Source organism: Ochrobactrum sp. S1502_03 (genome assembly GCF_044435015.1).
GTDB lineage: Bacteria > Pseudomonadota > Alphaproteobacteria > Rhizobiales > Rhizobiaceae > Brucella > Brucella chromiisoli.
The window spans coordinates 14,361-36,732 of sequence record NZ_JAYEXN010000026.1; the positions used below are offsets into that span (position 1 = coordinate 14,361).

Genomic DNA, 22,372 nt, shown 5'->3' on the forward strand with positions numbered 1-22,372 from the left:
GTCACATATCCGCAATCGAGATCGAGAACAGATTGTCGGGCCGTACGAACAGGCCGAAAGCAAGGCGTAAGCCCACGGCAAGCACCAGCAAAGCCAGCAGCAAGCGTAACTGTTCGCCACGCAGCTTCTGTCCTGCGCGTGCGCCATATTGCGCACCGATCACGCCGCCAAGCATCAGCAGGAATGCCAGCACGATGTCGATTGACTGGTTGGTCGTCGCCTGCATCACCGTGGTGAAAGCCGTGACAAAGGTAATCTGAAACAGCGATGTACCGACAACCACATTGGTTGGCACATGCAGCAGATAAATGAGCGCAGGCACCATGATGAAGCCGCCACCGACACCCATCACGGATGACAGAAGGCCGATGAAGAAACCAATACCAAGCACCGGAATGATGCTGACATAGATTGTTGAAGCGCGGAACCGCATCTTGAAGGGAAGCTTGTGTATCCAAGTGTGCTGGCCGGGGCGGCGAATGGCACCCGCCTGTCCCTTTTTCACGCGGCGCAGCGCGCGTACGCTTTCAACCAGCATCAATCCGCCGACTGTGCCTAAGAAGAAGACGTAGAGGATCGAAACGATCAGGTCGAGCTGTCCGAGATCACGCAACCACGAGAAAACGAAAATACCGAGGAGCGATCCCAGTATACCGCCGGCGACCAGAAACAGCCCGAGTTTTATATCAAGCGTTCGCCGTTTGAAATGCGCGAGAGCACCTGAAACCGACGAAGCGATAACCTGATTTGCGCCGGTTGCAACGGCAATAGCGGGCGGGATGTTATAAAAGATCAGCAGTGGCGTGATGAGAAACCCGCCGCCCACGCCGAACAATCCCGATAGAAAGCCCACGGCTGCGCCCATGCCGAGCAGAACCAGCATGTTGACCGACAATTCCGCAATGGGAAGGTAAATACCCAATTCCGAACCCGGTTTTTTACAACGCACACCATTCAGCACTTTGCGGTCGCGCTATGCCGCAAGAGCTGTATTAGAGCGTGTCCGGTCTGATAAAATCAGATCGGCGCTCTAATCTTTTGTTTTAACGCGCATCTTTTCCTAAACCCGTTTAACACTTTTCAGGATGCGCTCTAACCTGTTCAATTGTCTTGCTCTTTCACCAAGGGGAAGTCAAACTCCGATTGAGAATAGAGTTACTTTGCTGAATGATGGGTGAAGAAAATGGCACATTGTTGTTTATGAACAACAATGTGGAGTGCCAATCCTATGCATTGGGCCCAAAACTGAGGCCTATTTGTTCTTTTCGAGCAGGAGCTGCACGAGTTGCTGGTTGACTTCGCCGGTCGGCTCCTGCCCATTGGCTTTCTGAATTTCCGCGATCGCGTTGCGGGTTCTGTTCCCCATCACGCCATCGGCTGTGCCAACATCATAGCCGTTTTTTTGCAGGATGAGCTGGATATTGCGAACAGCTTTTTTCATATCCACAGAAGCCGTTGTGACAGGCTTTTCGTCTGACCAACCTTCAGGTATGTCGAGCGAATTGGCGTCCGGATTAAGTGGCTTCGCCTTCCAGAGTTCCACTGTGCCTTTGGCACGCTCAAGCTTCTCAGGCGTCAGTGCGGCGCCAATCTGATCACGCTTGTCGGCTGCGTCCTTGTCTCCAGCTTTTGCCGCAAGTGCAAACCACTTGTAGCTTTCTTCGAGGTTAACCGGCATTCCAAGACCTTTGGCAGCCAGAATTCCCAGATTATACTGGCTGTCCTTGACGCCCCGTTCTGCCGCTTCGGTAAACCAGTGTACAGCCGATGCATTGTCCGGCGAGCCGCTGGCACCCGAAGCATAAAGCACAGCCAGATTGTGCATTGCGCTGGCATTGCCCGCTTGTGCTGACTGCTGATAAAAATCGATGGCTTTGGCGAGATTACGGGAGATGCCAAGCCCCTTTTCATTCATGTTCCCAAGGCGATAAAGCGCAGGGGCAAAGCCTTTTGAAGCCGATTTTTCAAACCAGTTTGCCGCTTGCGTCAGGTCTTTTGTAACGCCCTGACCTTCCGCATAGCGATTGCCGATTTCAAACAAGGCGCGTGGATCGCCCGCAGCTGCTGCTTCACGCAACGCGGCAGGGCCAGCATCCACAGGCACATCTTGCGTTGTTGCTTCAGGTTCCTGAGCTACAGCCGTATCGGGAATAGCCTGTTCCTGTGGTTCGGTCGGTGCCTGCGGCGTTAAAAGATTGCTTTCCTGCTGTGGCTTGGCAATCGTTGTCTCAGGCGCAACCATTTCCGGCATGGGCTGCATGGTTGCTGGCGCAGGCTCAGAAGCAGGGGCGAGGGAAGCTGTGGTCGCTTTATCGATTTCCGGCGCTGCTGTTTTTGCAACAAGCTCGGCCTGCTCTTTGTTTTCAAGAAAAGCAGCACCCACCTGCAAACCAGCGATTGCCATCATCACCGCACCCATTGCCATCAGGATCGGCTTGCGCTGACGGGTGAAGAGACTGCTGATCGATCCCTTCTTTTCTGCTGCTGCTTTTTCGGAGCTTTGTTCAAGCTTGCTCGATTCGTCGGCAGCTTGCTGTGCCGCACGGCGCGCAACGCTGATCAGGTCGGCTTTGCCGCTTGGTTTGGCTTTGGCGTCGTCCTGTTGGTTGCGCTCTTCGCGCACGCGCTTCATGATCGTGTTCAGATCAAGCAGGCTGTCATTATCGGGCTGAACAGAATCAAGTGATGCGCTCAGTTCCGGTTCCTGCCGTGTCTTTGGTGAAAGCGTGTGCGGCGCCAGTGTTTTGGGTGTCAGTTTTGCAAGCTTTTCCTCACCATGCGCTGTATCGGTTGCAGCTTTTTCAGCCGGCTTGGTTTTAAGCGTTGGGAGTGCATTTGCTGCTGTAGAATACGGATTTGCAACGGGCTTGGACTTGGGCGACGTGTCGGCGTTGATGACGATCTGCTGCTCAAGGGTAGCCAATCGATCAACAACTTTGACCAGCGTCTCATGTACGATGTCGAATGTCCTGGCATTGCGCTCGTCCGCATTGCGCGCGAGTGCTTCAAGCGACTTCATATCGTTGGCAAGCTGGAGTGCAATCGCGGTGTCGTGCTGCGAACCGTGCTTTAAAACACTGGCAACGGCGGCTTCGGCGGCTTCTCTTGCCGCATCCAGCACCGTTTCGCGGTTGTTCACAATAGCATGTTCGATTGTATCAAGACGCGGCTTTAATTCTTCAAATTCTGCCGATGGTCTGGCAAGCTGGAGTGCAAGATTTGCGATCTGGTTTTCGAGACCGCGAATGGCTTCGCTTTCAGCAAACGAAGATTCGTCGACATGTGGTGTCTGCAGAAGGCTGAGTGAAATCTGCTGTGATATATCGTCGAGCCGTCCTTCAAGCGTATGCAAAACACCGCCATCGGCGTAGTGGCTTGCATATTGCGCATCCAGTCGCTTGGTCAATTCCTTAAAGCGGTTATCGATCTTTTCCAGAAGGCCAGGGTTTGGATCGCGCGTCCATTTCTCAACCACTGCAAGCTTTTCACCGATGGCCTCAAGTCGCGCATCGACGCTGTCATAATCGGACTGATTCAGATTTTCCATAACCTTGCCGACCTGATGGGCAAGGAGATTGATCTGTTGTGCCAATTGCTCAATTGTATTTTCGGGCAGGTGCGCCTCTTGGCTTAAAGCATCAATACGCTGCGAAAGTTCGCCGAGACGACGAAACAGCATATCGGCATTCTGTGCGGCGTCTGAACTGTCAAGCTGCTGGGCCAGCTCCGTAAGGCGGCGTTCAATGCGCTCCAGACGCATTGCTTCTTCGTGATTGGAGTGCTGGTGCTGATTGGCTGCAATGACGCAGCGACTGATATCATCCAAACGCTGGTCAATCTGGCGCAGTGTGTTGCGTTCCAACGATGATGTGCGTGGTTCGTCGCGCAGTTCTGCAAAGCGCGGTGCTGGCTGGCTTGCAAAATGTCCTGCTTCGCTCTTTTCCCTTTCGAGACGCCGCAGATGGTCTGCAATTTCTGCAAGACCTTCAATGCGATTATCAGGGCGTTTATCGGGCACAACGGCGCGTGGGCGAGGGGCCGCTTCTCCAAGATTGGCCAGGCGTTTTTCAAGTTCAGCCAATGTGTTGCTTAGCTCGTCCAAGGCACTTTGTTTTGGGGCAACGGGTGCTGCATGACGCTCACGCAGGGCGTTGAGTTCATCGATGATGGAACGAGAACCGGATGCCTGATGTGTGTTTGCCATGTGAAATTCACTTTTCAAAAACAGTCGAAATTACGGGCCGAATTCACGAACAGGTCGACATAATGATTTGCTAAGTTCATTTTCTTACAAACGTAGTAAATAAGTCGTTAAGAAATGGTTTGATTTTGATGATTGCGACCCCTTCGTTGGGGCGCGTGCGCGCTTTTAAGCACCGGAAAATATTGATTATTCCGTGATGGCGATCTCATGCTGGCGCAATGAGTGGAGCGCTGAGACCGTATCCCCGACGCAGTATCATGGCAGTGCCGGTGACTGCGGCGCACGAAAAATGACGGTGGAAGGCAGCTCTTGTGTTGTTACAATGATGTTCCAAACGAGCTTTCACAAGAAATGCACTTCGATATTATGCTTTGCTGAAAGGCAATTGTTTAGGTTTCTGTTAACCCCAGCAATGGGCTGCAAGCCCATACACCCAAGGGGTGTCACTCTTTCTGTTCAGAAATGGCTTGCCTTTCGACATTGTGGTGACTGTGCTGAAAACACCAAGCCGACATTGTGCAAGATAATCTGCAAACGGACCGGTTTTCTCGCGCGTATCGACACGGGCAAAGGCTCCTCTGAGATTATGCAGATGGATTGCAGTGAGCTGGATTGCATCCTCATCGTTACGCGCCACGATTGGGCCGATAACTTTGCCCCGACCGAATTCGCGGCAGAAGGAATAGCCGACCAGTTGGCCATTGCGTTTCAAGCCAAAGATTTCTGCTTTGTCAGACAGGTGCTTTAACAAACCGGCGCGATTGACGCCGAAAGCCTGAGCGTCCAAATGAGCCAGCGTTTCAAATTCGCTATCCGAAAGACGAACAATGTCACCGTCAGCAAAGGGAATTTCGGGAAGCGTGAGCGCTGTTTCACCCTGACACTGATAGACGGTTGCTTCATTCTTAAACCCTAGCGAAATGTAAAGACTATAGGCGGCATGGGTTGCGTTGAGACTGAGATTTCGACCGCTGCAACGTTCAAGCACCTGATCCATAAGCCAGCGTCCGTTTCCCTGGGCCTGCGCGCGCGGCGATGTGATCACCATCCCAATGGTTGCAAAATCGTCCCCGTAGGGAAACCACATCGCACTTCCGAACACGCGTCCGATCCCGTCAACGGCCACGATACCCCGACCCGTTTGCAGAAGTTGCTCCCAGTCATTGGGACGATGCGGCCAGCGGACGCCCATGGAAAGCGCATGCAGCATGCTGACATCGACATTTGCGATGTCTTGCGCCATCAGTTCAAACGATTTCAGCCGCACTGAATTCTGCATATCAGCGTCCTAACCCAATTCCCTAGCCTGCAATAAGTAGTGTTTTTGATCCTGCCAATGAATGCAATCCGTCTGGCAGACGTATTTTGCCGCATCATCACATGGCGCTCGCGGCAGGATTTGCTTCTTGGCAGGGGTAATTCGCAATCTTTGTTTAAAGCTACGCCTTATTCGGCACGGAACACTGGGCGGCGCTCTTATGCTGGTAAAAATCCGAAGAGTAACCTTGCATGTGGTATTCATGAACGTCGAAGAAATTCTTGCCGCATTGATCGGGTTTCCCTCCGTCGTGGGCACCGCCAATGACCCGATTGTCGGTTGGATCAGTGCCTATGCAAAAGCGCATGGAGCGCAGGTTGATATGCTTCCGGGACCGGAAGGTGACAGGGCGAACCTGTTCATGACTGTCGGTCCACGTGATGTGCCGGGCTATATTCTTTCCGGTCATATGGATGTGGTGCCTGCCGGAGAGGCTGAATGGTCAACCGACCCATTCAAGCTCCATAAGGATGGCGAAAAGCTTTATGGTCGTGGCACGACTGACATGAAAGGCTTTCTGGCATGTGCTTTGGCGGCTTTGCCCAAATTGTCGTCCAGTTCCTTGCAGCGGCCGGTTCACCTGGCATTTTCCTATGATGAAGAGGCAGGCTGTCGGGGTGTACCGCATATGCTCGCGGAGCTTCCTAAGCTCTGCGCGAAGCCGCTTGGTGCGATCATCGGAGAGCCAAGCCGGATGCAGGCTGTGCGTGCGCATAAAGGCAAGGCTGCTGCGCGACTTGAAGTCATCGGGCGTTCAGGGCACTCGTCGCGTCCCGATCTGGGGTTGAATGCTGTTCATGCTATGGCCACTGTCATTGCGCAGGCTGCGGTCTATGGTCAATCACTGCAAAACGGACCGTTCGATCATAATTTCGAGCCGTCTTATTCCTCTTTGCAGTTTGGCGTGGTTTCCGGCGGGCAGGCTGTCAATATCATCCCGGATCGCTGCACCGCAGATATCGAGGTGCGCGCAATTTCCGGTGTATCGCCTTTGTCTTTGCTTGAGCCGGTGAGAAAGCAATTGCTCGCTTTGCGCGACGATGGATTTGAAGTGCATTGGCATGAGCTGAGTTCTTATCCTGCCTTGTCGCTGTCTGACGAAAGCGCACTTTCACAATTGATGGTGGAACTAACGGGGCGGGAAGCAATGGCTGCGGTAAGCTATGGCACAGAAGCCGGGCTTTTTCAGCAAGCGGGTATTGATGCGATTATCTGCGGTCCTGGTGATATTGGCCGCGCGCATCGCCCCAACGAATATATCGAAATCAATGAACTTCATGCGTGTCAGAAAATGATCGACGATCTTGGCGCGCGCTTGATCATATAACCCAAGTTGGCGGCAGAATCGTATGGCGTTTCTCTTTAATTCGGATGCCGCGCGCGGCGCTGTTTTTCGCGACGCTTTTGTTCAGGCGCTGCCGGATATCGCGTTTTATCAGGCGGGAGAAGATGTCGATCCTGACAAAATCCGCTATCTTATCAGTTGGGTAGCGCCAGATGACATAGCGCGCTACCGCAATCTGGAAATTCTTTTTTCAATTGGTGCTGGTGTCGATCAGTTCAAGCCGGGAACTGTTCCCGCGCATGTCAAGCTTGTGCGCATGGTTGAGGACGGCATTGTTCGCATGATGCAGGAATATGTGACGCTTGGCGTGCTGACCTTGCATCGTGAAGCCATCGCCTATCGTCAACAGCAGAAAAATGAAGACTGGCGCGCACTTTCGATCGTGCAGGCCAGTGAGCGCCGCATAGGCTTTCTGGGGCTTGGCATGCTTGCACAGGCAGCTATTGAACGGCTGCTACCGTTTCAGTTTCCGATTTCAGGCTGGAGCCGGAGCAAAAAAGACATTGAAGGTGTTGCGTGTTTTTATGGTGAAGAACAGTTTGCGCCCTTTCTGGGGCAAACAGATATTCTCATATGCCTGCTGCCGCTGACCTATGAAACACGCGGTATCCTGAATGCTGATCTGTTTGCGTTGCTGCCAAAGGGGGCGCGCTTGCTGCATACAGGACGAGGGCCGCAGCTCGATCAAAATGCACTGATCCAAGCCTTGGATAGCGGACATCTTGCAGCGGCAATGTGTGACGTAACCGATCCTGAGCCGCTGCCTGTGGGGCATCCGCTTTGGTCCCATCCGAAAGTGCTCATTACGCCACATATCGCTTCCGTCACGCAGCCGCACACGGCTGCAAAATCCGTCATTGAGAACATCCAGCGTTATCTCGCCGGGGAAAAACTGATCGGCCTGATCGATCGCACACTTGGTTATTAATCTAAAAGGGGAATTCCATGTCGCTTCTGATTACCATTGATCCAAATCCCGACTTTGTACCGAAAGAAGCGTTGCCAACGCCGGATCGTCTTATTTCGGGTTCTCCTGAATTCAAGACATGGGCACAGGATGCTTCCAAAAATGATAAGGTTCTGACGGGAGTCTGGGAAGCAACGCCGGGCGAAACGCATTCCATTAAGGGGACGACACTGGAGTTCTGCCACATCCTTTCCGGTCTCGTCGAGATTGAGGAAAAGGGTGGTGAAACCAAGACATATCGCGCAGGCGACAGCTTTGTCATGAAGCCGGGTTTTGTCGGTGTCTGGCGCACGATTGAAACGGTGCGCAAAATTTACCTCTGCGTTTACGAGTAAGCCAGAATAATCCGCCGCATAAAACCCGCTTGACGCGCATAAAAGCCGTCGGGCGGGCATTTCTTGATCGAAAATGCGGCGTCAGCGGCACTAAGGTCTTAAGCAAAGAAAGTGCGAGGTGCGCGATGACTTTAAGCTTTAATCCCGAAGCGCTTGAACTCCCGTTTTACCATTATATCGGCGGAGAGCGTATCGATGTTTCCGGCGGGATGGAAATGCGCCGGCCTTCTGACGGTAGAGCTTACGGGGATTGTCCTATCGCCGATGAAGGGGTGGTTGATCGGGCAGTTCAGGCCGCCAAGGCTGCATTGAAAACGAGTGGTTGGGCCGATGCTCGCCCACGCGAGCGCCTTAATGCGATGCATCGCTGGGCTGAGCTTATTGAACAGGAAGCACTGACGCTTGCACGTCTGGAAGCCGTTTCTTCAACACGCCCGATTGCACAGCTTATTGAAGGCGATATTGCTGTCACGGCTGAGCAAATCCGTTTCTTTTCTGAATTTGCCGACAAGGAGGGCAGCGCTGTTGTGCCGACAAGCGCGAGCACATTCGGCATGACGCTGAGCGAGCCTTATGGTGTGATCGGCGCAATCACGCCATGGAATTTTCCGATCTCTATGGCGGGCTGGAAGCTTGGACCGGCACTTGCCGCAGGCAATGCCGTTGTTCTGAAACCGTCTGAAATGACGCCGTTTTCCACCCTTTATATGGCTGAACTTGCGGTCAAAGCGGGAATTCCGGCAGGGCTTATCAATATCGTGCTGGGTGATGGACCAACCACTGGCAATGCCATTACCGGCCATCCCGATATTTCCAAAGTGAGCTTCACGGGATCAACGGCAGCAGGTGCGGCGATTATGGAAAATATCGCCCGTACTGGTATTAAGCCAATGACGCTGGAACTTGGTGGAAAAAGCCCACAGGTGGTGTTTGCAGATGCCGATCTGGAACTGGCTGCTTCTGCCATCACGCGTGGTATTCTCAGTAATGCCGGACAGGCCTGTGTCGCGGGTTCGCGCCTGATTGTTTCAGAAGAAATTGCGGATGCATTGAGCGATGCGATTGCGCGTCATATGGCGAATATCAAGCCGGGCGTGACATGGGACGATAATACCCAATATTCTCCGATTATCTCGGAACGTCAGATTTGTCGTATTGATGAGATTGTGCAGAAGGCTGTCAGGCTTGGCGCACAAAGTGTTGTCGGTGGAAAACGGATGGACCGCGAAGGCTATTTTTATGAGCCGACGCTTTTGCGTGGTGTCACTGAAAGCTCACCAGCCGTTACCGAAGAAATTTTTGGTCCTGTTCTGACGATCCAGACATTTGGCGAAGAAGACGAAGCTTTAGCACTTGCGGATCATCCGACTTATGGGCTGGCAGCAGGTCTTTTCACGCGTGATCTGTCACGCGCAATCCGCGTAACAAAAGCATTGCAGGCAGGCACCATCTGGGTCAACCGCTATGGGCGATCGCGCGATCATATCCTGCCAACCGGCGGCTATAAAAGCTCCGGTATTGGCAAGGATCTCGGGCGTGAAGCCTATCTCGCAAATCGTAAATCCAAAAGCGTGCTTATCGATTTATAAGGGAGCGAACAATGACAACCTATTCGATTGCACTTATTCCGGGTGACGGTATCGGTAAGAATGTGACGGATGCGGCGTGGCAGGTTTTGCAAGCGGCTGCAAAACGCACTGGCTTCACGCTGGAAGGCAAAAGCTTCCCGTGGTCTTGCGCCTATTATCATGAAACTGGCGCGATGATGCCTGCTGATGGCATTGAGACATTACGCAAGTTCGACGCGATTTATCTTGGTGCTGTTGGCTGGCCAGCGGAAGTGCCGGATTCTGTCTCTTTGCATGGCTTGCTGCTGCCGATCCGTAAGGCGTTTGTGCAATATGCCAATATTCGCCCGCATCGTCTCCTTGCAGGCGTAACAGGGCCGCTGCGCTCTGAAGGCTTTGATATTCTGTGTATCCGCGAAAACACGGAAGGCGAATATTCGGGTGCTGGCGGACGCGTGCATTCGGGTACGAAAGATGAAGTGGCAGTCGAAACTGCGATTTTCACACGCGCGGGTGTTGAGCGGATCATCCGCTTTGGCTTTGAACAAGCACGTTTGCGCCGCAAGAAGCTGGCTTCGGTGACCAAATCCAATGCGCAGAAATACTCGATGGTTTTCTGGGATGAAGTGACAAAAGAAGTCGCCAAAGAATATCCTGATGTCGAGGTCTCGCATTATCACATTGATGCTATGGCAGCACGTATGGTGATGGCACCGGAAAGCCTTGATGTGATCGTGGCCTCCAATCTCTTTGGCGATATTCTGACCGATTTGGGCGCTTCCATTCAGGGCGGTCTTGGCTATGCGGCTTCGGCCAATATCAATCCGGACCGCACAGCACCCTCCATGTTTGAGCCGGTTCATGGTTCAGCACCCGATATTGCGCATCTTGGTATTGCCAATCCAATTGCAGCGATCTGGTCAGGAGCGATGATGCTTGAGCATCTCGGCGAGCATCAGGCCGCCAAAGACGTCATGACGGCGATTGAATTGGCGACGGCGCAAGGTATCGGCACAGTTGCAGGCAAAGATAAGACGGAGGCGATCACGCAGGCCGTGCTTGCAGCTCTCGGATAAAAGGGAACAGAAGAATGTTAAAAGATCAGAGCCTTTTCAGACAACAAGGCCTCATTGGTGGTGTCTGGCAGGATGCGGCGTCAGGTGCCACTGTCGATGTAACCAATCCCGCAAGTCTTGGCACATTGGGTACGATCCCCGATATGGGGGCATCCGAAACACGCGCGGCAATTGACGCCGCGCACGCCGCATTCAAGCCATGGAAAAAGAAAACGCATGCCGAACGTGCAGCTTTGCTGGAACGTTGGTTTGATTTGATGATTGAGCATGAGCAGGATCTTGCGCTGCTTTTGACGCTTGAACAGGGCAAGCCGCTCAATGAGGCTGTTGGCGAAATTCGCTATGGCGCCTCTTTTGTGAAGTGGTTTGCAGAAGAAGCCCGTCGTATTGATGGTGGTAGTATTCCTTCGCCGACGGCAGATCGCCGTATTCTGGTGCTCAAAGAGGCTGTCGGCGTTTGCGCGATCATTACACCTTGGAATTTTCCCAATGCGATGATCACGCGTAAGGTAGCTCCGGCGCTTGCGGCAGGCTGCACGGTCGTCATTAAGCCTTCGGAGTTTACGCCATTTTCGGCACTCGCACTTGGCGTACTTGCAGAACGGGCAGGGATACCAGCTGGCGTTATCAATATTGTCACCGGCATGCCGAGTGAAATCGGTAATGAACTGATGGCAAATGAAACCGTGCGCAAGATATCCTTCACTGGTTCGACACGTGTTGGCTCGCTTCTGATGAAGGGGGCTGCTGACAGCATCAAGCGTCTGAGCCTTGAACTGGGCGGCAATGCGCCATTCATTGTGTTTGATGATGCTGATCTTGATCAGGCGGTTGAAGGCGCTATCGCTTCCAAATTCCGCAATGGTGGCCAAACCTGCGTTTGCTCAAACCGCATTCTGGTACAGGCCAGTGTTTATGATGCTTTTGCGGCCAAACTTTCAAGCCGTGTCGCGCGGATGAAAGTGGGCGTTGGCACACAAAAGGGCGTGGTGATTGGCCCGATGATCAATCAAGCAGCGATTGAAAAAATCGAGCGTCATGTTGCCGATGCACTGGAACGTGGGGCAAAAATTCTTGCGCAAAGCGAGACTATGCCGGAAGGCCGCCAATATGCACGACCGATCGTTTTGGGCGACGCCACGACCGATATGCTGCTTGCTTCTGAAGAGACTTTCGGGCCCGTCGCGCCGCTTTTCCGTTTCGAGACAGAGGAGCAGGCGATTGAAATTGCCAATGGGACGCCTTTCGGCCTAGCAGCGTATTTCTATACCGAAAATCTCAAGCGGTCATGGCGTGTCGCGGAAGCGCTGGAGTTTGGCATGGTTGGCCTCAATACAGGCCTCATTTCGACCGAAGTTGCACCGTTTGGCGGTGTTAAACAGTCCGGGCTTGGTCGCGAGGGATCAAAGCTTGGTATAGAAGAATATTTGGAAATCAAAACACTGCATGTTGGCGGTTTGTGAAATTAAAAGGGCGGTTTATCCGCCCTTTTCCTATCCTGAACTTATTGGAGTTTATCGAGCATCTTATAATAGAAACCAACCATCGGCAGAAACCATGGCTTGCCCGAATATCCCGGAATGGTTGGCCAATCGAGACCGGAAATTGGATTGTTATCGCCCCGGCCAAGGATTGCATCAGCAAGGTAAATACCCATCTGGGTAGACATCTGCGCGCCGTGCCCGGAATAGCCCATTGCATACCACACGCCATCGGCAAAACCTGCACGAGGATAGCGATCCTGTGTCATATCAACCAGCCCGCCCCAGCAATAATCTATTTCTACATTGGCGAGATGCGGGAAGATTTTGACGAGGCTTGCACGCAAAATGGCACCGCTTTTGCCATCGGAGCGCTGGTCGGAAGTGGCTGAAAAGCGCGCGCGGCCACCAAAAATCATGCGATTATCAGGTGCAAGACGGAAATAATTCCCGATATTCATCGACGTCACATAGGTGCGATTGCCGGGCATCGTGGCCGCAATTTCACTTGGCGTGAGTGGCCGGGTCGCAATGATGAAACTACCAACAGGTATGATGCGCTTGCGGAAATAGGCGAAGCTATCTGTTGTATAGGCACCGGTTGCCACAATGACGTTGTCAGCCGTCACCGTGCCGCGCGATGTTGTAATCTGGTGTTTGCCTTCGATTTTGCGGCGTTCAAGAACAGTGGTATTTTCGAAAATGATCGCGCCGTGACGCGCTGCCGCGCCCGCCAGACCTGTCACATAGCGCCCCATATGCATCATGGCGCTTTTCCTGGAAAGCATGGCACCATGAAAATCATTGGAACCGACTTCTCCTGAAAGCTGATCTGCGCGCAGCAACGCTGTGTCTGGATCAACTTCTGCATGGATGGCTTCAAAATTGCGCGCAAGACCCTCAAAATGTGCGGGCTTTGAAGCCAGTTTCAGCTTACCAGCACGACGGAACGAGCAATCAATATTTTCTTCGGCAACAATGCGTTCGATTGTATCGACGGAATCGTCAAAGGCTTTGTAGAGAGCCTTGGCGCGGTCTGCGCCAAGGTGTTGTTTTGCCGCGATAAAGCTGTGCGCGAGGCCATTGTTAAGATGGCCGCCATTGCGTCCCGAAGCGCCGGAGCCGACAAGCCCCGTTTCAAACACTGCGACGCGGCTGCCCGCTTTGGCAAGATGCAATGCAGCCGAAAGGCCGGTGAACCCACCACCAATAATAGCAACATCATAATGTCCTTCCGGCGAGCTCTTTTTGCCAGCAGTGAAAGGCGGTGTGGTATCGTGCCAGTAGGGTTTAAATTGCATCTTGCTAAGCCTTATTTACAGTCCAACGACACCGGCCAGACCGGAAATATCCTTGATTTCGGTATAGCCGTAATAAGGATTTGCAGGTTCGTGACCGCGATTGACCCAGACCTTGTTCTTGATACCAAGATCATGTGCCGACATCAGGTCATAGCGGAACGACGACGAGACATGCAGAATATCTTCCGGATTGGCGTTGAGCTGGTCGAGCATATATTCAAATGCCTTGAAGCGCGGCTTGTATGCCTGTGCCTGCTGTGCTGTATAAACGGCATGAAATGGCGCGCCGAGCTTCTCGACATTGTGGTGGATCTGCTCGTTCATGGCATTTGAAAGAATGACGAGCGGGATTTCCTTTGCAACCTTGGAAAGACCTGCTGGCACATCTGCATGTGGCCCCCAGGTTGGTACACGTTCATAGACGGTGCGCGCATCTTCTGCCTTGAAGGTTACATTGTTCTTCTTGCAGGTGCGTTCAATCGCATTGTGAACGACTTCATTATAAGGCTTCCAGTCGCCGAGGATTTCATCAAGGCGATAAGCAGCAAAATTTTTGATGAACTGCTGCATCTGACCTTCATTGAGCTGTTCGCCGTAAAGATCGCGTGCGGCTTCCGCCATCTGAAAATTGGTCAGTGTGCCGTAGCAATCGAAGGTAATGTATTTTGGTCTGAATTGGGCCATGATTTGATCCTTCCAAGGCGTGCAGGCACTGCTGTGCCGTTGTCATACATCATAATGAGCCGCAAATAGACTAATCACTGCATTGCTATCTGTGCGAAGCAGATTGTTCCGTATCTCAGCGAGGCTTTGGCAGAGAGTTTCGTCAGGGTGGCCTTCGAGTAGGCTTGGACCGGTGGTTTGAGGAGTAGTTCGCCGTAACTCGCGGCATAAGATGCGGCAGCGCTATCAAAGGACAGTGAAAACCATCAGGATATGGATGCTGGTCGGGATGAACTGCTGCGAACCTCATTCTAATCTGAGTCTATGAATAACCATGCTCGGAAACAGTCATGACCGCATCGCCAATCACTCTTGAAACGATGACTACAGATCATCTTGATGGTGCAGTTGCTTTGTCTCAACAGGCAGGCTGGCCACATCGTCGCGAAGACTGGGCCTTTGTGCTCGCACTCAGCAATGGTGTCGTAGCCCTTGAAGACGGAAGCGTCGTTGGTACCGCAATGTCCACGCCATTGGGCGATGATGTTGCAACCGTCAATATGGTTATTGTCGATGAGGCGATGCGCGGACGTGGGCTTGGTCGCAAGCTGATGCAGGCGGCACTTGATGCTGCTGACGGACGCACTTGTTTGCTTGTCGCAACGCAGGACGGTTTGCCGCTCTATGAGAAGCTTGGCTTTGTGGTCAATGGCGAAATCATTCAGCATCAGGGTTTGGCCGCTAAGGTCGATGCACCAGGCAATGTTTCCTGGGCGGACAGCGATGACTTTTCGCGTCTGGTCGAGATGGATAGTACTGCAACTGGCCATAATCGCTCGAACATTATGCAGTTGTTGAAGGAAAGCGCGCAGTTCGCTGTCATCCGTAAGGATGATGAAGTCGAGGCATTTGCAGGAATTCGTCCCTTTGGTAGAGGTCTTGTTATCGGCCCAGTTGTTGCGAAGAACGGCGATGATGCGCGTGCGCTGATCGACTTTCTACTTTCAAAACATACGGGTGAATTCGTCCGCGTGGATACGAACATAGCGACAGGTCTTGCCGATTGGCTGACTGAACGCGGGCTGGTTCATGTTGGTGGCGGAATACCGATGCGCCGCGCCGTTGGGTCAGTTGAAGAACAAAGCGGTACTGAATACCGCACATATGCGCTTGTAAATCAGGCACTAGGTTGATTTGGAGAATATTATGCTGAGCAATTCGCTGATCGAACTTGATCGCGCCCATCTGGTGCATCCGGTCTCATCGTTCCGCAGTCACGAAGCCGCTGGCGTCCGCGTTCTGAAGTCGGGCAAGGGCGCGACTGTGACCGATGCATCGGGCCATAAGCTGCTTGACGGTTTTGCCGGTCTTTGGTGTGTGAATGTTGGCTATGGCCAGGATAGCATCGTTGAAGCCGCGACAAAGCAGCTGCAAGAGCTTCCCTACGCAACTGGCTATTTCGGTCTTGGTTCTGAGCCAGCCATTCGTTTGGCTGCTGAACTGGCAGATCGTGCGCCGGGTGATCTCAACCACGTCTATTTCACGCTCGGCGGTTCGGACGCGATCGACAGCACAATCCGCTTCATTCGCTATTATTACCATGCGAAGGGCACGCCGCAGAAAGACCAGTTTATCTCGGTTGAATATGGCTATCATGGATCTTCGACCGCGGGTTCCGGTCTGACTGCACTTCCGGCATTTCATGCGGGCTTTGGTGTGCCATATGACTGGCAGCATAAAATTCCATCGCATTATGCCTATCGTAATCCGGTTGGCACTGATCCGCAGGCAATCATTGATGCATCCGTGGCAGCACTTCGCGCTAAGATCGAAGAGCTTGGTGCGGAGCGCGTTGCGGCATTTTATGTTGAACCCATTCAGGGCTCGGGTGGCGTGTTGGTTCCGCCAACCGGCTGGCTCAAGGCAATGCATGCGCTTTGCAAGGAATATGATGTTCTGTTCATTGCCGACGAAGTAATTACTGGCTTTGGCCGTACAGGGCCGCTTTTCGCTTGTTCGGAAGATGATGTCGTGCCCGATTTCATAACGACTGCTAAGGGTCTGACATCGGGCTATGTGCCGATGGGTGCCGTGTTCATGTCCGAACATGTCTATAACACCATTGCAGATGGCGCTGGCAAATCGGCCGTCGGCCATGGTTATACCTATTCGGCACACCCGGTCAGTGCGGCAGTCGGCCTAGAATGTCTGCGTCTTTATGAAGGTGGCTTGCTTGAAAATGGCCGCAAGGCTGGTCAGCGTCTGATGGCTGGTTTGCATGGTTTGGCAGATCATCCGTTGGTTGGTGATGTTCGCGGTCGCGGTATGCTGGCTGCGATAGAGCTTGTGACTGACAAGGAAAAGAAAACGCCACTTCCAGCTGCTGCTGATCCGGCACGCCGCATTTTTGATCGTGCCTGGGACAATGGCCTCGTCATCCGAGCTTTTGCAAATGGCGTTCTTGGTTATGCGCCGCCGCTTTGCTGCACCGACGAAGATATTGATGCAATCATCGAACGCACGCGCATAACGCTTGATCAGACGCTTGCTGATGAAGACGTGCGCGCGGCAATGAAGGGATGAGTTTGACGGGCAGCAGCTCAATTGCGAGCAAGAATTTCGTAAGTTTATGAGATTCGCAATATTATGCTGCTGCTCTTCACCAATTCAGCGCAATTTACGCGCATCTCTGTAACACACTGTCAGAGCTGCCAAAGGTGAGGATAAAGGGCAAAGCCACGGGATTGAGTTGAGATTATCGAATAATCACCCGCCACATGCTGGGTCAATTCGCTCTCCTCAAAGCCTTTTTAACTCACATTGCAACGAGGTGTTGTTAACGACTGTAATTCTAAAACCGCAATGAACCCAAGGTGAAACCGGTGACTATAAACCGGCGCACCAGATGCAACTTTAACAAGGGGAACTGCCATGAGCGAGAAGATAACCAACTGGACTTCTTCCGACGACCGGATGATTGAAAATGCAATTCGTCGCGGGGCAACCCGGCGCGAATTATTGCAGATGTTGCTTATGGGTGGTGTAGCGGTTGCTGCGGGTTCAACGATTTTGGGTCGTGCAACCGCTGCATATGCTGCAACCCCTGTTAAGGGTGGTTTCATCAAGGCTGCTGGTTTCAGCGCCTCCACTGCTGATACGCTTGATCCCGCGAAGGCTTCGAATGCGACCGATTATGTTCGCTGTTGCGCATTCTATAACCGCCTGACATTCCTTAATGGTCAGGGTGAAACTGAGATGGAACTGGCCGAAAGCGTTGATAGTTCGGATGCAAAGGTCTGGACAGTCAAGCTGCGCAAGGGTGTTACCTTCCATGACGGCAAGTCGCTGACTGCCGATGACGTTGTCTTCTCGATTAATCGCCACCTCGACCCAGCTGTTGGCTCCAAAGTCAATGCGATTGCCAAGCAGATCACGGGTGTGAAGAAGGTTGATGACACAACCGTTGAGATCACGCTTCAAGATGCGAATGCTGATTTGCCAACCATTCTGGCACTGCATCATTTCATGATCGTTGCTGATGGCACGACGGATTTCTCCAAGGGCAATGGCACAGGTCCATTTGTTTGTAAGGAGTTCCAGCCAGGCGTGCGCTCAATGGCTGCGCGTAACGAGAACTACTGGAAGAACAACGGCCCACATCTCGACTCGTTTGAGTTTTTTGCAATCTCTGACGAAAGCGCGCGTATGAACGCCGTTCTTTCCGGCGATATTCATCTTGGTGCGAACCTCAATCCACGTTCGCTGCGCGTGCTTGAAAATAATCCAGCTGCAAAACTCTTTATCTCGAAGCTCGGCACCTATACCAATCTTAACGTCCGTCTTGATTTGACGCCGGGCGATAAGGCGGGCGTGGCTGAAGCACTGAAATATCTGACCAATCGCGAAGTCATTCAGAAATCCGTACTGCGCGGTCTTGCTGAAATTGCGAATGATCATCCCGTTCCAGCGACCAGCAAATATTATAATGCAGAGCTTAAGCAGCGCGAGTTTGATCCTGAACGCGCAAAGTCGTTGCTTGAAAAAGCCGGTATGCTTAATCAAGAAATCCGCATCACAGCTGCAGAAGCCGCATCATCATCGCTTGACTATGCTATGGTTCTCCAGCAGGCAGCTTCGACAATCGGCCAGAAGATCACCATTGATCGTGTACCGTCGGATGGCTACTGGTCAAACCATTGGCTGAAAGATCCGGTCCATTACGGCAACATCAATGCCCGTCCGACACCGGATATTCTGTTCTCGCTGCTCTATAAGACTGATGCTCCATGGAATGAAAGCCAGTACAAGTCGGAGAAATTCGACTCTATGTTGCTCGAAGCCCGTGGTTCGCTTGATGAAGCGAAGCGTAAGGCAATCTATGGCGATATGCAGGCCATGGTTTCCAATGAGGCCGGAACGGTCATTCCGGTTTTCATGTCCAATGTTGATGCGATTTCGCCGAAGTTGAATGGCCTTGAGCCAAATCCGCTTGGCGGCATGATGGGCTATACATTTGCCGAACATGCATGGCTGGAAGCCTGACCTTTCGTCAGGTAACCTCGCTTTTCGGGTTCGGGCAAAACATCGCTTTTGCCCGAACTGATCGTTTCCCCCAACTATTGGGCTGCGCATGACCATGAAGTCGCCTCTGCTGAATCTCATTGCCAAACGCCTCGTCGTTGCTGCTGTTACGCTTCTGATTGTTGCGTTTACTATTTTCTTTGCAACAGCGATGCTTCCGGGTGATGTGGCTGAAATTCTTCTAGGGCAGGCGGCGACGCCAGAGGCCGTTGCGGGTCTTCGTCATGCGATGAACCTCGATCAGCCCGCTTTCCTGCGCTTTCTATATTGGCTTGGAAACCTGCTGCGCGGTGATCTTGGCGTTTCCTACGTCAACAATGTCCCGATTTCTGATTTGATCGGCAACCGTCTCGCCAATTCGTTGAAGCTTGCGGGTGTGACGGCTGCAATTTCAGTGCCGATTGCCTTGTTTCTCGGCATTACCGCCGCAATCATGCGCGGAACGATCTATGATCGCGTTGTTTCGATCATCACGATTTCGGTCATCTCTGTGCCAGAGTTTATGGTCGCAACCATCGCAGTAATCGTGTTTGCGGTCTATCTTGGCTGGTTACCAGCGCTTTCAATGGCCAATGAAGTCACATCATTCTGGGGGCTTCTCAAGGTTTTTGCCATGCCGGTTATCACGCTGAGCTTTGTGATTTCAGCACAGATGATCCGCATGACACGTGCAGCCGTTCTTGAAACGCTTAACACACCCTATGTTGAAATGGCGCTTCTTAAAGGTGCTTCGCGCCGCCGTATGGTCATGGTTCATGCGTTGCCAAATGCGCTCGGGCCGATCGTCAATGCGGTTGCGTTGTCGCTGTCTTATCTGCTGGGTGGCGTGATCATCGTGGAAACTATCTTCAATTATCCCGGCATAGCCAAGCTCATGCTTGATGCAGTTGCAACGCGCGATCTGCCCCTGATCCAGACCTGCGCGATGATCTTCTGCTTTGGCTATCTTCTGCTCATTACGATGGCGGATATCATTGCTATCGTTTCCAACCCGAGGCTGCGATAATCATGACCGCTTCCGTTTCAAGTCAGCGAAAGACTAAGTCTCAACGCTTTGGTTATCGGGTTAATCTGGTCGGCACAGTTTCGTTCCTGATTATTCTCTGCTGGGCACTGGTTGCCATTTTTGCGCCGTGGATCGCGCCCCATCCGGTGGGTGAAATCGTCGATTTCGACTTTTTCGGACCGATGAGTGCACAGTTTCCGCTTGGCACCGATTATCTTGGCCGCGATATGCTTTCCCGCATTATCTATGGCGCGCGCTTTACGGTTGGCATTTCGCTGGCAGCGGTGTTTCTGGCGTGTTTTTTTGGCGTGACACTTGGCATGATGGCCGCAGTTATCGGCGGCTGGTTTGATTCAGCATTGAGCCGCTTTCTTGATGCGCTCACATCCATCCCAAGCAAGATATTGGCGCTGGTGATTGTTGCGGGTATCGGCTCGTCCATTCCGGTCCTCATTGTCATCATGGCGGTGATCTATACGCCGGGCAGCTATCGCTTTGCGCGCGCATTGGCGATCAATATCAACACCAGGGACTATGTGACCGTCGCCCGCGCACGCGGCGAAAAGATCGGCTATCTTATCCGTTCAGAGATTTTGCCGGGTATCATCGGACCAGTCCTTGCCGATTTTGGCCTACGCTTTGTCTTTATCGTCCTGCTTTTGTCGAGCATGTCCTTTCTGGGGCTTGGTGTGCAGCCGCCATTTGCCGATTGGGGGGCTTTGGTAAAGGAAAATATTGGTGGTCTTTCCTTTGCGGCCCCTGCCGTTGTGTTTCCGTCGATTGCCATTGCCAGCCTCACCATCAGCGTCAATCTGCTGATCGACAATCTCCCGCAAAAAATCCGCGACAGGAGCGAATGAATGAGCAATCTGGTTGAGATCAAAAACCTGCGCGTGGATGCAAAAACCGATTCAGGTCGCACCGTCGAAATTATCCGTGACGTGAGCTTTGAAATTGCCAAAGGTGAAATTGTGGCTCTCATTGGCGAGAGCGGCTCTGGCAAGACAACCATTGCGCTTACACTTATGGGCTATACGCGTCCGGGGTGCCGGATCGTGAGCGGCAGTATCGACGTTTCAAAGCAGAATCTTGTCTCGCTCTCAGAGCGTAAACGCGCGAAGAAACGGGGCACAGAAGTGTCCTATGTGCCGCAAAGTGCGGCTGCCTCTTTCAATCCTGCCCATCGCATTATGGATCAGGTCATTGAAGTGACCAAAATTCACAAACTGATGTCGAAGGAAGAGGCACGCAAAAAGGCAATAGATCTGTTCAAGGCGCTTGCCTTGCCAAACCCCGAAACAATTGGTGACCGCTATCCGCATCAGGTATCGGGCGGGCAATTGCAGCGCCTTTCGGCAGCTATGGCGCTCATCGGTGACCCCAAGCTTGTGATTTTCGATGAGCCGACGACGGCGCTTGATGTGACGACGCAAATTGAAGTTCTGCGCGCTTTCAAGTCGGTGATGAAAAAGAACCATATTGCTGGGGTTTATGTTTCGCATGATCTCGCTGTCGTAGCCCAGATTGCAGACCGCATCGTGGTACTCAAAAGCGGTGAAGTTCAGGAGGTGGGCTCCACACAGGATATTCTGCATCATCCGCAGCACCCTTATACGCAGGAATTGCTTGCAGCTTTTGAGCCGGTTTTGCATGCGCGGCCGGAAATTGCCGAAGCTGAAAAGCCATCGCCGCTTCTCGTCGTTGAGAATGTTCTTGCCGGTTATGGTATTGTCGGAAAATCCGGCGATCCGGCGATGATTGCGGTCAACAATGTCAGTCTTGAGCTATCGCGCGGGCAGAATCTGGGCATCGTCGGAGAATCCGGTTGCGGCAAGTCTACGCTTGCACGCGTAATTGCCGGTATCCTGCCAGCCGCGCGCGGAAAGATTATCTTTGAAGGTAAGGAAATGCAGAGCGCTCTGCGTCATCGCACGCGCGAGCAATTGCGCGAATTGCAGATTGTCTTTCAGTTTGCGGATACCGCGCTCAATCCTGCCAAGTCGATTGCCGATATTCTTGCGCGCCCTTTGTCATTCTATCACGGCATGCATGGCAAAAGCCGCGATGCCCGCATTGATCAGCTGCTTGATATGGTGCGGATCCCGCGCAATTTGCGGTACCGCAGGCCGGGTGAGCTTTCCGGCGGGCAGAAGCAGCGCATCAATCTTGCGCGTGCACTTGCTGCTGATCCCAAGATGATCATCTGCGATGAAATCACCTCCGCACTGGATACGGTTGTGGCTGCGGCCATTATTGATCTCTTGAAGGAGTTGCAGCGCGAACTGTCGCTGTCATATCTCTTTATCAGTCATGACCTCTCTACAGTGCGTGCGATCTGCGACGAAGTTGTGGTCATGTATGCCGGTAAAAAGGTTGAGCAGCTAAGTCCGGCCCTGATGGGCAATGCCGCCAGCCATCCTTATTCGCGGCTTTTGTTCTCATCCGTACCCAAGCTCGACACCGGCTGGCTCGACGGACTGCAGCAGGACCCGGAACTGGTGCGTGAGTTTACCAGAAGCTGAGATTG

At 52.6% G+C, this 22,372-nt stretch carries 17 protein-coding genes; 12 read left to right on the plus strand and 5 right to left on the minus strand.

Annotated elements, in window-relative coordinates; translation table 11 throughout:
• Position 1 precedes the first annotated feature (1 nt).
• The 3 genes from VBH83_RS14775 to VBH83_RS14785 form a co-directional block, all read right to left on the minus strand.
• A complete protein-coding gene (locus VBH83_RS14775) occupies positions 2-883 on the minus strand; it encodes a sulfite exporter TauE/SafE family protein (protein ID WP_396998447.1) in 882 nt (293 codons plus the stop codon).
• 369 nt (positions 884-1,252) lie between these two features.
• Positions 1,253-4,204 (minus strand): peptidoglycan-binding protein, encoded by a 2,952-nt coding sequence (locus VBH83_RS14780; protein WP_396998422.1) that lies wholly within the window; start codon positions 4,202-4,204, stop codon positions 1,253-1,255.
• A gap of 400 nt (positions 4,205-4,604) precedes the next feature.
• Positions 4,605-5,483: a GNAT family N-acetyltransferase gene (locus VBH83_RS14785; RefSeq protein WP_265985771.1), complete on the minus strand. Its 879-nt coding sequence runs from the start codon at positions 5,481-5,483 to the stop codon at positions 4,605-4,607.
• 241 nt (positions 5,484-5,724) lie between these two features.
• Here VBH83_RS14785 and argE point away from each other — a divergent pair, with 241 nt between their 5' ends.
• The 6 genes from argE (at position 5,725) to VBH83_RS14815 (ending at position 12,276) form a co-directional block, all read left to right on the plus strand.
• Positions 5,725-6,849 (plus strand): acetylornithine deacetylase, encoded by a 1,125-nt coding sequence (gene argE / locus VBH83_RS14790; protein ID WP_265985769.1) that lies wholly within the window; start codon positions 5,725-5,727, stop codon positions 6,847-6,849.
• Positions 6,850-6,871: 22 nt separating this feature from the next.
• Positions 6,872-7,795: a glyoxylate/hydroxypyruvate reductase A gene (locus tag VBH83_RS14795; protein ID WP_265985768.1), complete on the plus strand. Its 924-nt coding sequence runs from the start codon at positions 6,872-6,874 to the stop codon at positions 7,793-7,795.
• 17 nt (positions 7,796-7,812) lie between these two features.
• Positions 7,813-8,169, plus strand: a complete 357-nt coding sequence (locus tag VBH83_RS14800) for a cupin domain-containing protein (RefSeq protein ID WP_265985767.1) — start codon at positions 7,813-7,815, stop codon at positions 8,167-8,169.
• Positions 8,170-8,294: 125 nt separating this feature from the next.
• Positions 8,295-9,758 (plus strand): aldehyde dehydrogenase family protein, encoded by a 1,464-nt coding sequence (locus VBH83_RS14805; protein WP_396998425.1) that lies wholly within the window; start codon positions 8,295-8,297, stop codon positions 9,756-9,758.
• An 11-nt stretch (positions 9,759-9,769) separates the two neighbouring features.
• On the plus strand, positions 9,770-10,813 hold the full coding sequence (locus VBH83_RS14810; protein WP_265985765.1) for a tartrate dehydrogenase: 1,044 nt from the start codon (positions 9,770-9,772) through the stop codon (positions 10,811-10,813).
• Positions 10,814-10,827: 14 nt separating this feature from the next.
• Entirely contained in the window at positions 10,828-12,276 is a 1,449-nt protein-coding gene (locus VBH83_RS14815) for an NAD-dependent succinate-semialdehyde dehydrogenase (protein WP_396998427.1), read from the plus strand.
• Between the two features lie 41 nt (positions 12,277-12,317).
• Here VBH83_RS14815 and VBH83_RS14820 read toward each other — a convergent pair whose 3' ends face one another.
• Together VBH83_RS14820 and VBH83_RS14825 are read right to left on the minus strand one after the other, a co-directional pair.
• Positions 12,318-13,595 carry an NAD(P)/FAD-dependent oxidoreductase gene (locus tag VBH83_RS14820; protein WP_396998429.1) on the minus strand — a complete coding sequence of 426 codons (1,278 nt, stop codon included), beginning with the start codon at positions 13,593-13,595 and terminating at the stop codon, positions 12,318-12,320.
• A gap of 15 nt (positions 13,596-13,610) precedes the next feature.
• Positions 13,611-14,279: a haloacid dehalogenase type II gene (locus VBH83_RS14825; protein WP_313830269.1), complete on the minus strand. Its 669-nt coding sequence runs from the start codon at positions 14,277-14,279 to the stop codon at positions 13,611-13,613.
• A gap of 329 nt (positions 14,280-14,608) precedes the next feature.
• On the opposite strand from VBH83_RS14825, the gene VBH83_RS14830 reads away from it, so the two are divergent.
• The 6 genes from VBH83_RS14830 (at position 14,609) to VBH83_RS14855 (ending at position 22,367) form a co-directional block, all read left to right on the plus strand.
• The gene (locus tag VBH83_RS14830) at positions 14,609-15,451 is read left to right on the plus strand and encodes a GNAT family N-acetyltransferase (protein ID WP_313830270.1); all 843 of its coding nucleotides are present in this window, start codon (positions 14,609-14,611) and stop codon (positions 15,449-15,451) included.
• A 13-nt stretch (positions 15,452-15,464) separates the two neighbouring features.
• The gene (locus VBH83_RS14835; RefSeq protein WP_396998432.1) at positions 15,465-16,841 is read left to right on the plus strand and encodes an aspartate aminotransferase family protein; all 1,377 of its coding nucleotides are present in this window, start codon (positions 15,465-15,467) and stop codon (positions 16,839-16,841) included.
• Between the two features lie 348 nt (positions 16,842-17,189).
• Positions 17,190-18,800, plus strand: a complete 1,611-nt coding sequence (locus tag VBH83_RS14840) for an ABC transporter substrate-binding protein (protein ID WP_313830273.1) — start codon at positions 17,190-17,192, stop codon at positions 18,798-18,800.
• Between the two features lie 94 nt (positions 18,801-18,894).
• Complete coding sequence (locus VBH83_RS14845; RefSeq protein ID WP_396998434.1) at positions 18,895-19,845, plus strand: ABC transporter permease; 951 nt, start codon at positions 18,895-18,897, stop codon at positions 19,843-19,845.
• 2 nt (positions 19,846-19,847) lie between these two features.
• Complete coding sequence (locus VBH83_RS14850; RefSeq protein WP_396998436.1) at positions 19,848-20,705, plus strand: ABC transporter permease; 858 nt, start codon at positions 19,848-19,850, stop codon at positions 20,703-20,705.
• A complete protein-coding gene (locus VBH83_RS14855) occupies positions 20,706-22,367 on the plus strand; it encodes an ABC transporter ATP-binding protein (RefSeq protein ID WP_396998438.1) in 1,662 nt (553 codons plus the stop codon). It begins immediately after the preceding gene.
• Positions 22,368-22,372: the final 5 nt, after the last annotated feature.

Bases quoted from the DNA above. Each gene is read 5' to 3' on its own strand.
- VBH83_RS14775 (WP_396998447.1), bottom strand. From the start codon at position 883: ATGCTGGTTCTGCTCGGCATGGGCGCAGCCGTGGGCTTTCTATCGGGA.
- VBH83_RS14780 (WP_396998422.1), bottom strand. From the start codon at position 4,204: ATGGCAAACACACATCAGGCATCCGGTTCTCGTTCCATCATCGATGAA.
- VBH83_RS14785 (WP_265985771.1), bottom strand. From the start codon at position 5,483: ATGCAGAATTCAGTGCGGCTGAAATCGTTTGAACTGATGGCGCAAGAC.
- argE (WP_265985769.1), top strand. From the start codon at position 5,725: ATGAACGTCGAAGAAATTCTTGCCGCATTGATCGGGTTTCCCTCCGTC.
- VBH83_RS14795 (WP_265985768.1), top strand. From the start codon at position 6,872: ATGGCGTTTCTCTTTAATTCGGATGCCGCGCGCGGCGCTGTTTTTCGC.
- VBH83_RS14800 (WP_265985767.1), top strand. From the start codon at position 7,813: ATGTCGCTTCTGATTACCATTGATCCAAATCCCGACTTTGTACCGAAA.
- VBH83_RS14805 (WP_396998425.1), top strand. From the start codon at position 8,295: ATGACTTTAAGCTTTAATCCCGAAGCGCTTGAACTCCCGTTTTACCAT.
- VBH83_RS14810 (WP_265985765.1), top strand. From the start codon at position 9,770: ATGACAACCTATTCGATTGCACTTATTCCGGGTGACGGTATCGGTAAG.
- VBH83_RS14815 (WP_396998427.1), top strand. From the start codon at position 10,828: ATGTTAAAAGATCAGAGCCTTTTCAGACAACAAGGCCTCATTGGTGGT.
- VBH83_RS14820 (WP_396998429.1), bottom strand. From the start codon at position 13,595: ATGCAATTTAAACCCTACTGGCACGATACCACACCGCCTTTCACTGCT.
- VBH83_RS14825 (WP_313830269.1), bottom strand. From the start codon at position 14,279: ATGGCCCAATTCAGACCAAAATACATTACCTTCGATTGCTACGGCACA.
- VBH83_RS14830 (WP_313830270.1), top strand. From the start codon at position 14,609: ATGACCGCATCGCCAATCACTCTTGAAACGATGACTACAGATCATCTT.
- VBH83_RS14835 (WP_396998432.1), top strand. From the start codon at position 15,465: ATGCTGAGCAATTCGCTGATCGAACTTGATCGCGCCCATCTGGTGCAT.
- VBH83_RS14840 (WP_313830273.1), top strand. From the start codon at position 17,190: ATGAGCGAGAAGATAACCAACTGGACTTCTTCCGACGACCGGATGATT.
- VBH83_RS14845 (WP_396998434.1), top strand. From the start codon at position 18,895: ATGAAGTCGCCTCTGCTGAATCTCATTGCCAAACGCCTCGTCGTTGCT.
- VBH83_RS14850 (WP_396998436.1), top strand. From the start codon at position 19,848: ATGACCGCTTCCGTTTCAAGTCAGCGAAAGACTAAGTCTCAACGCTTT.
- VBH83_RS14855 (WP_396998438.1), top strand. From the start codon at position 20,706: ATGAGCAATCTGGTTGAGATCAAAAACCTGCGCGTGGATGCAAAAACC.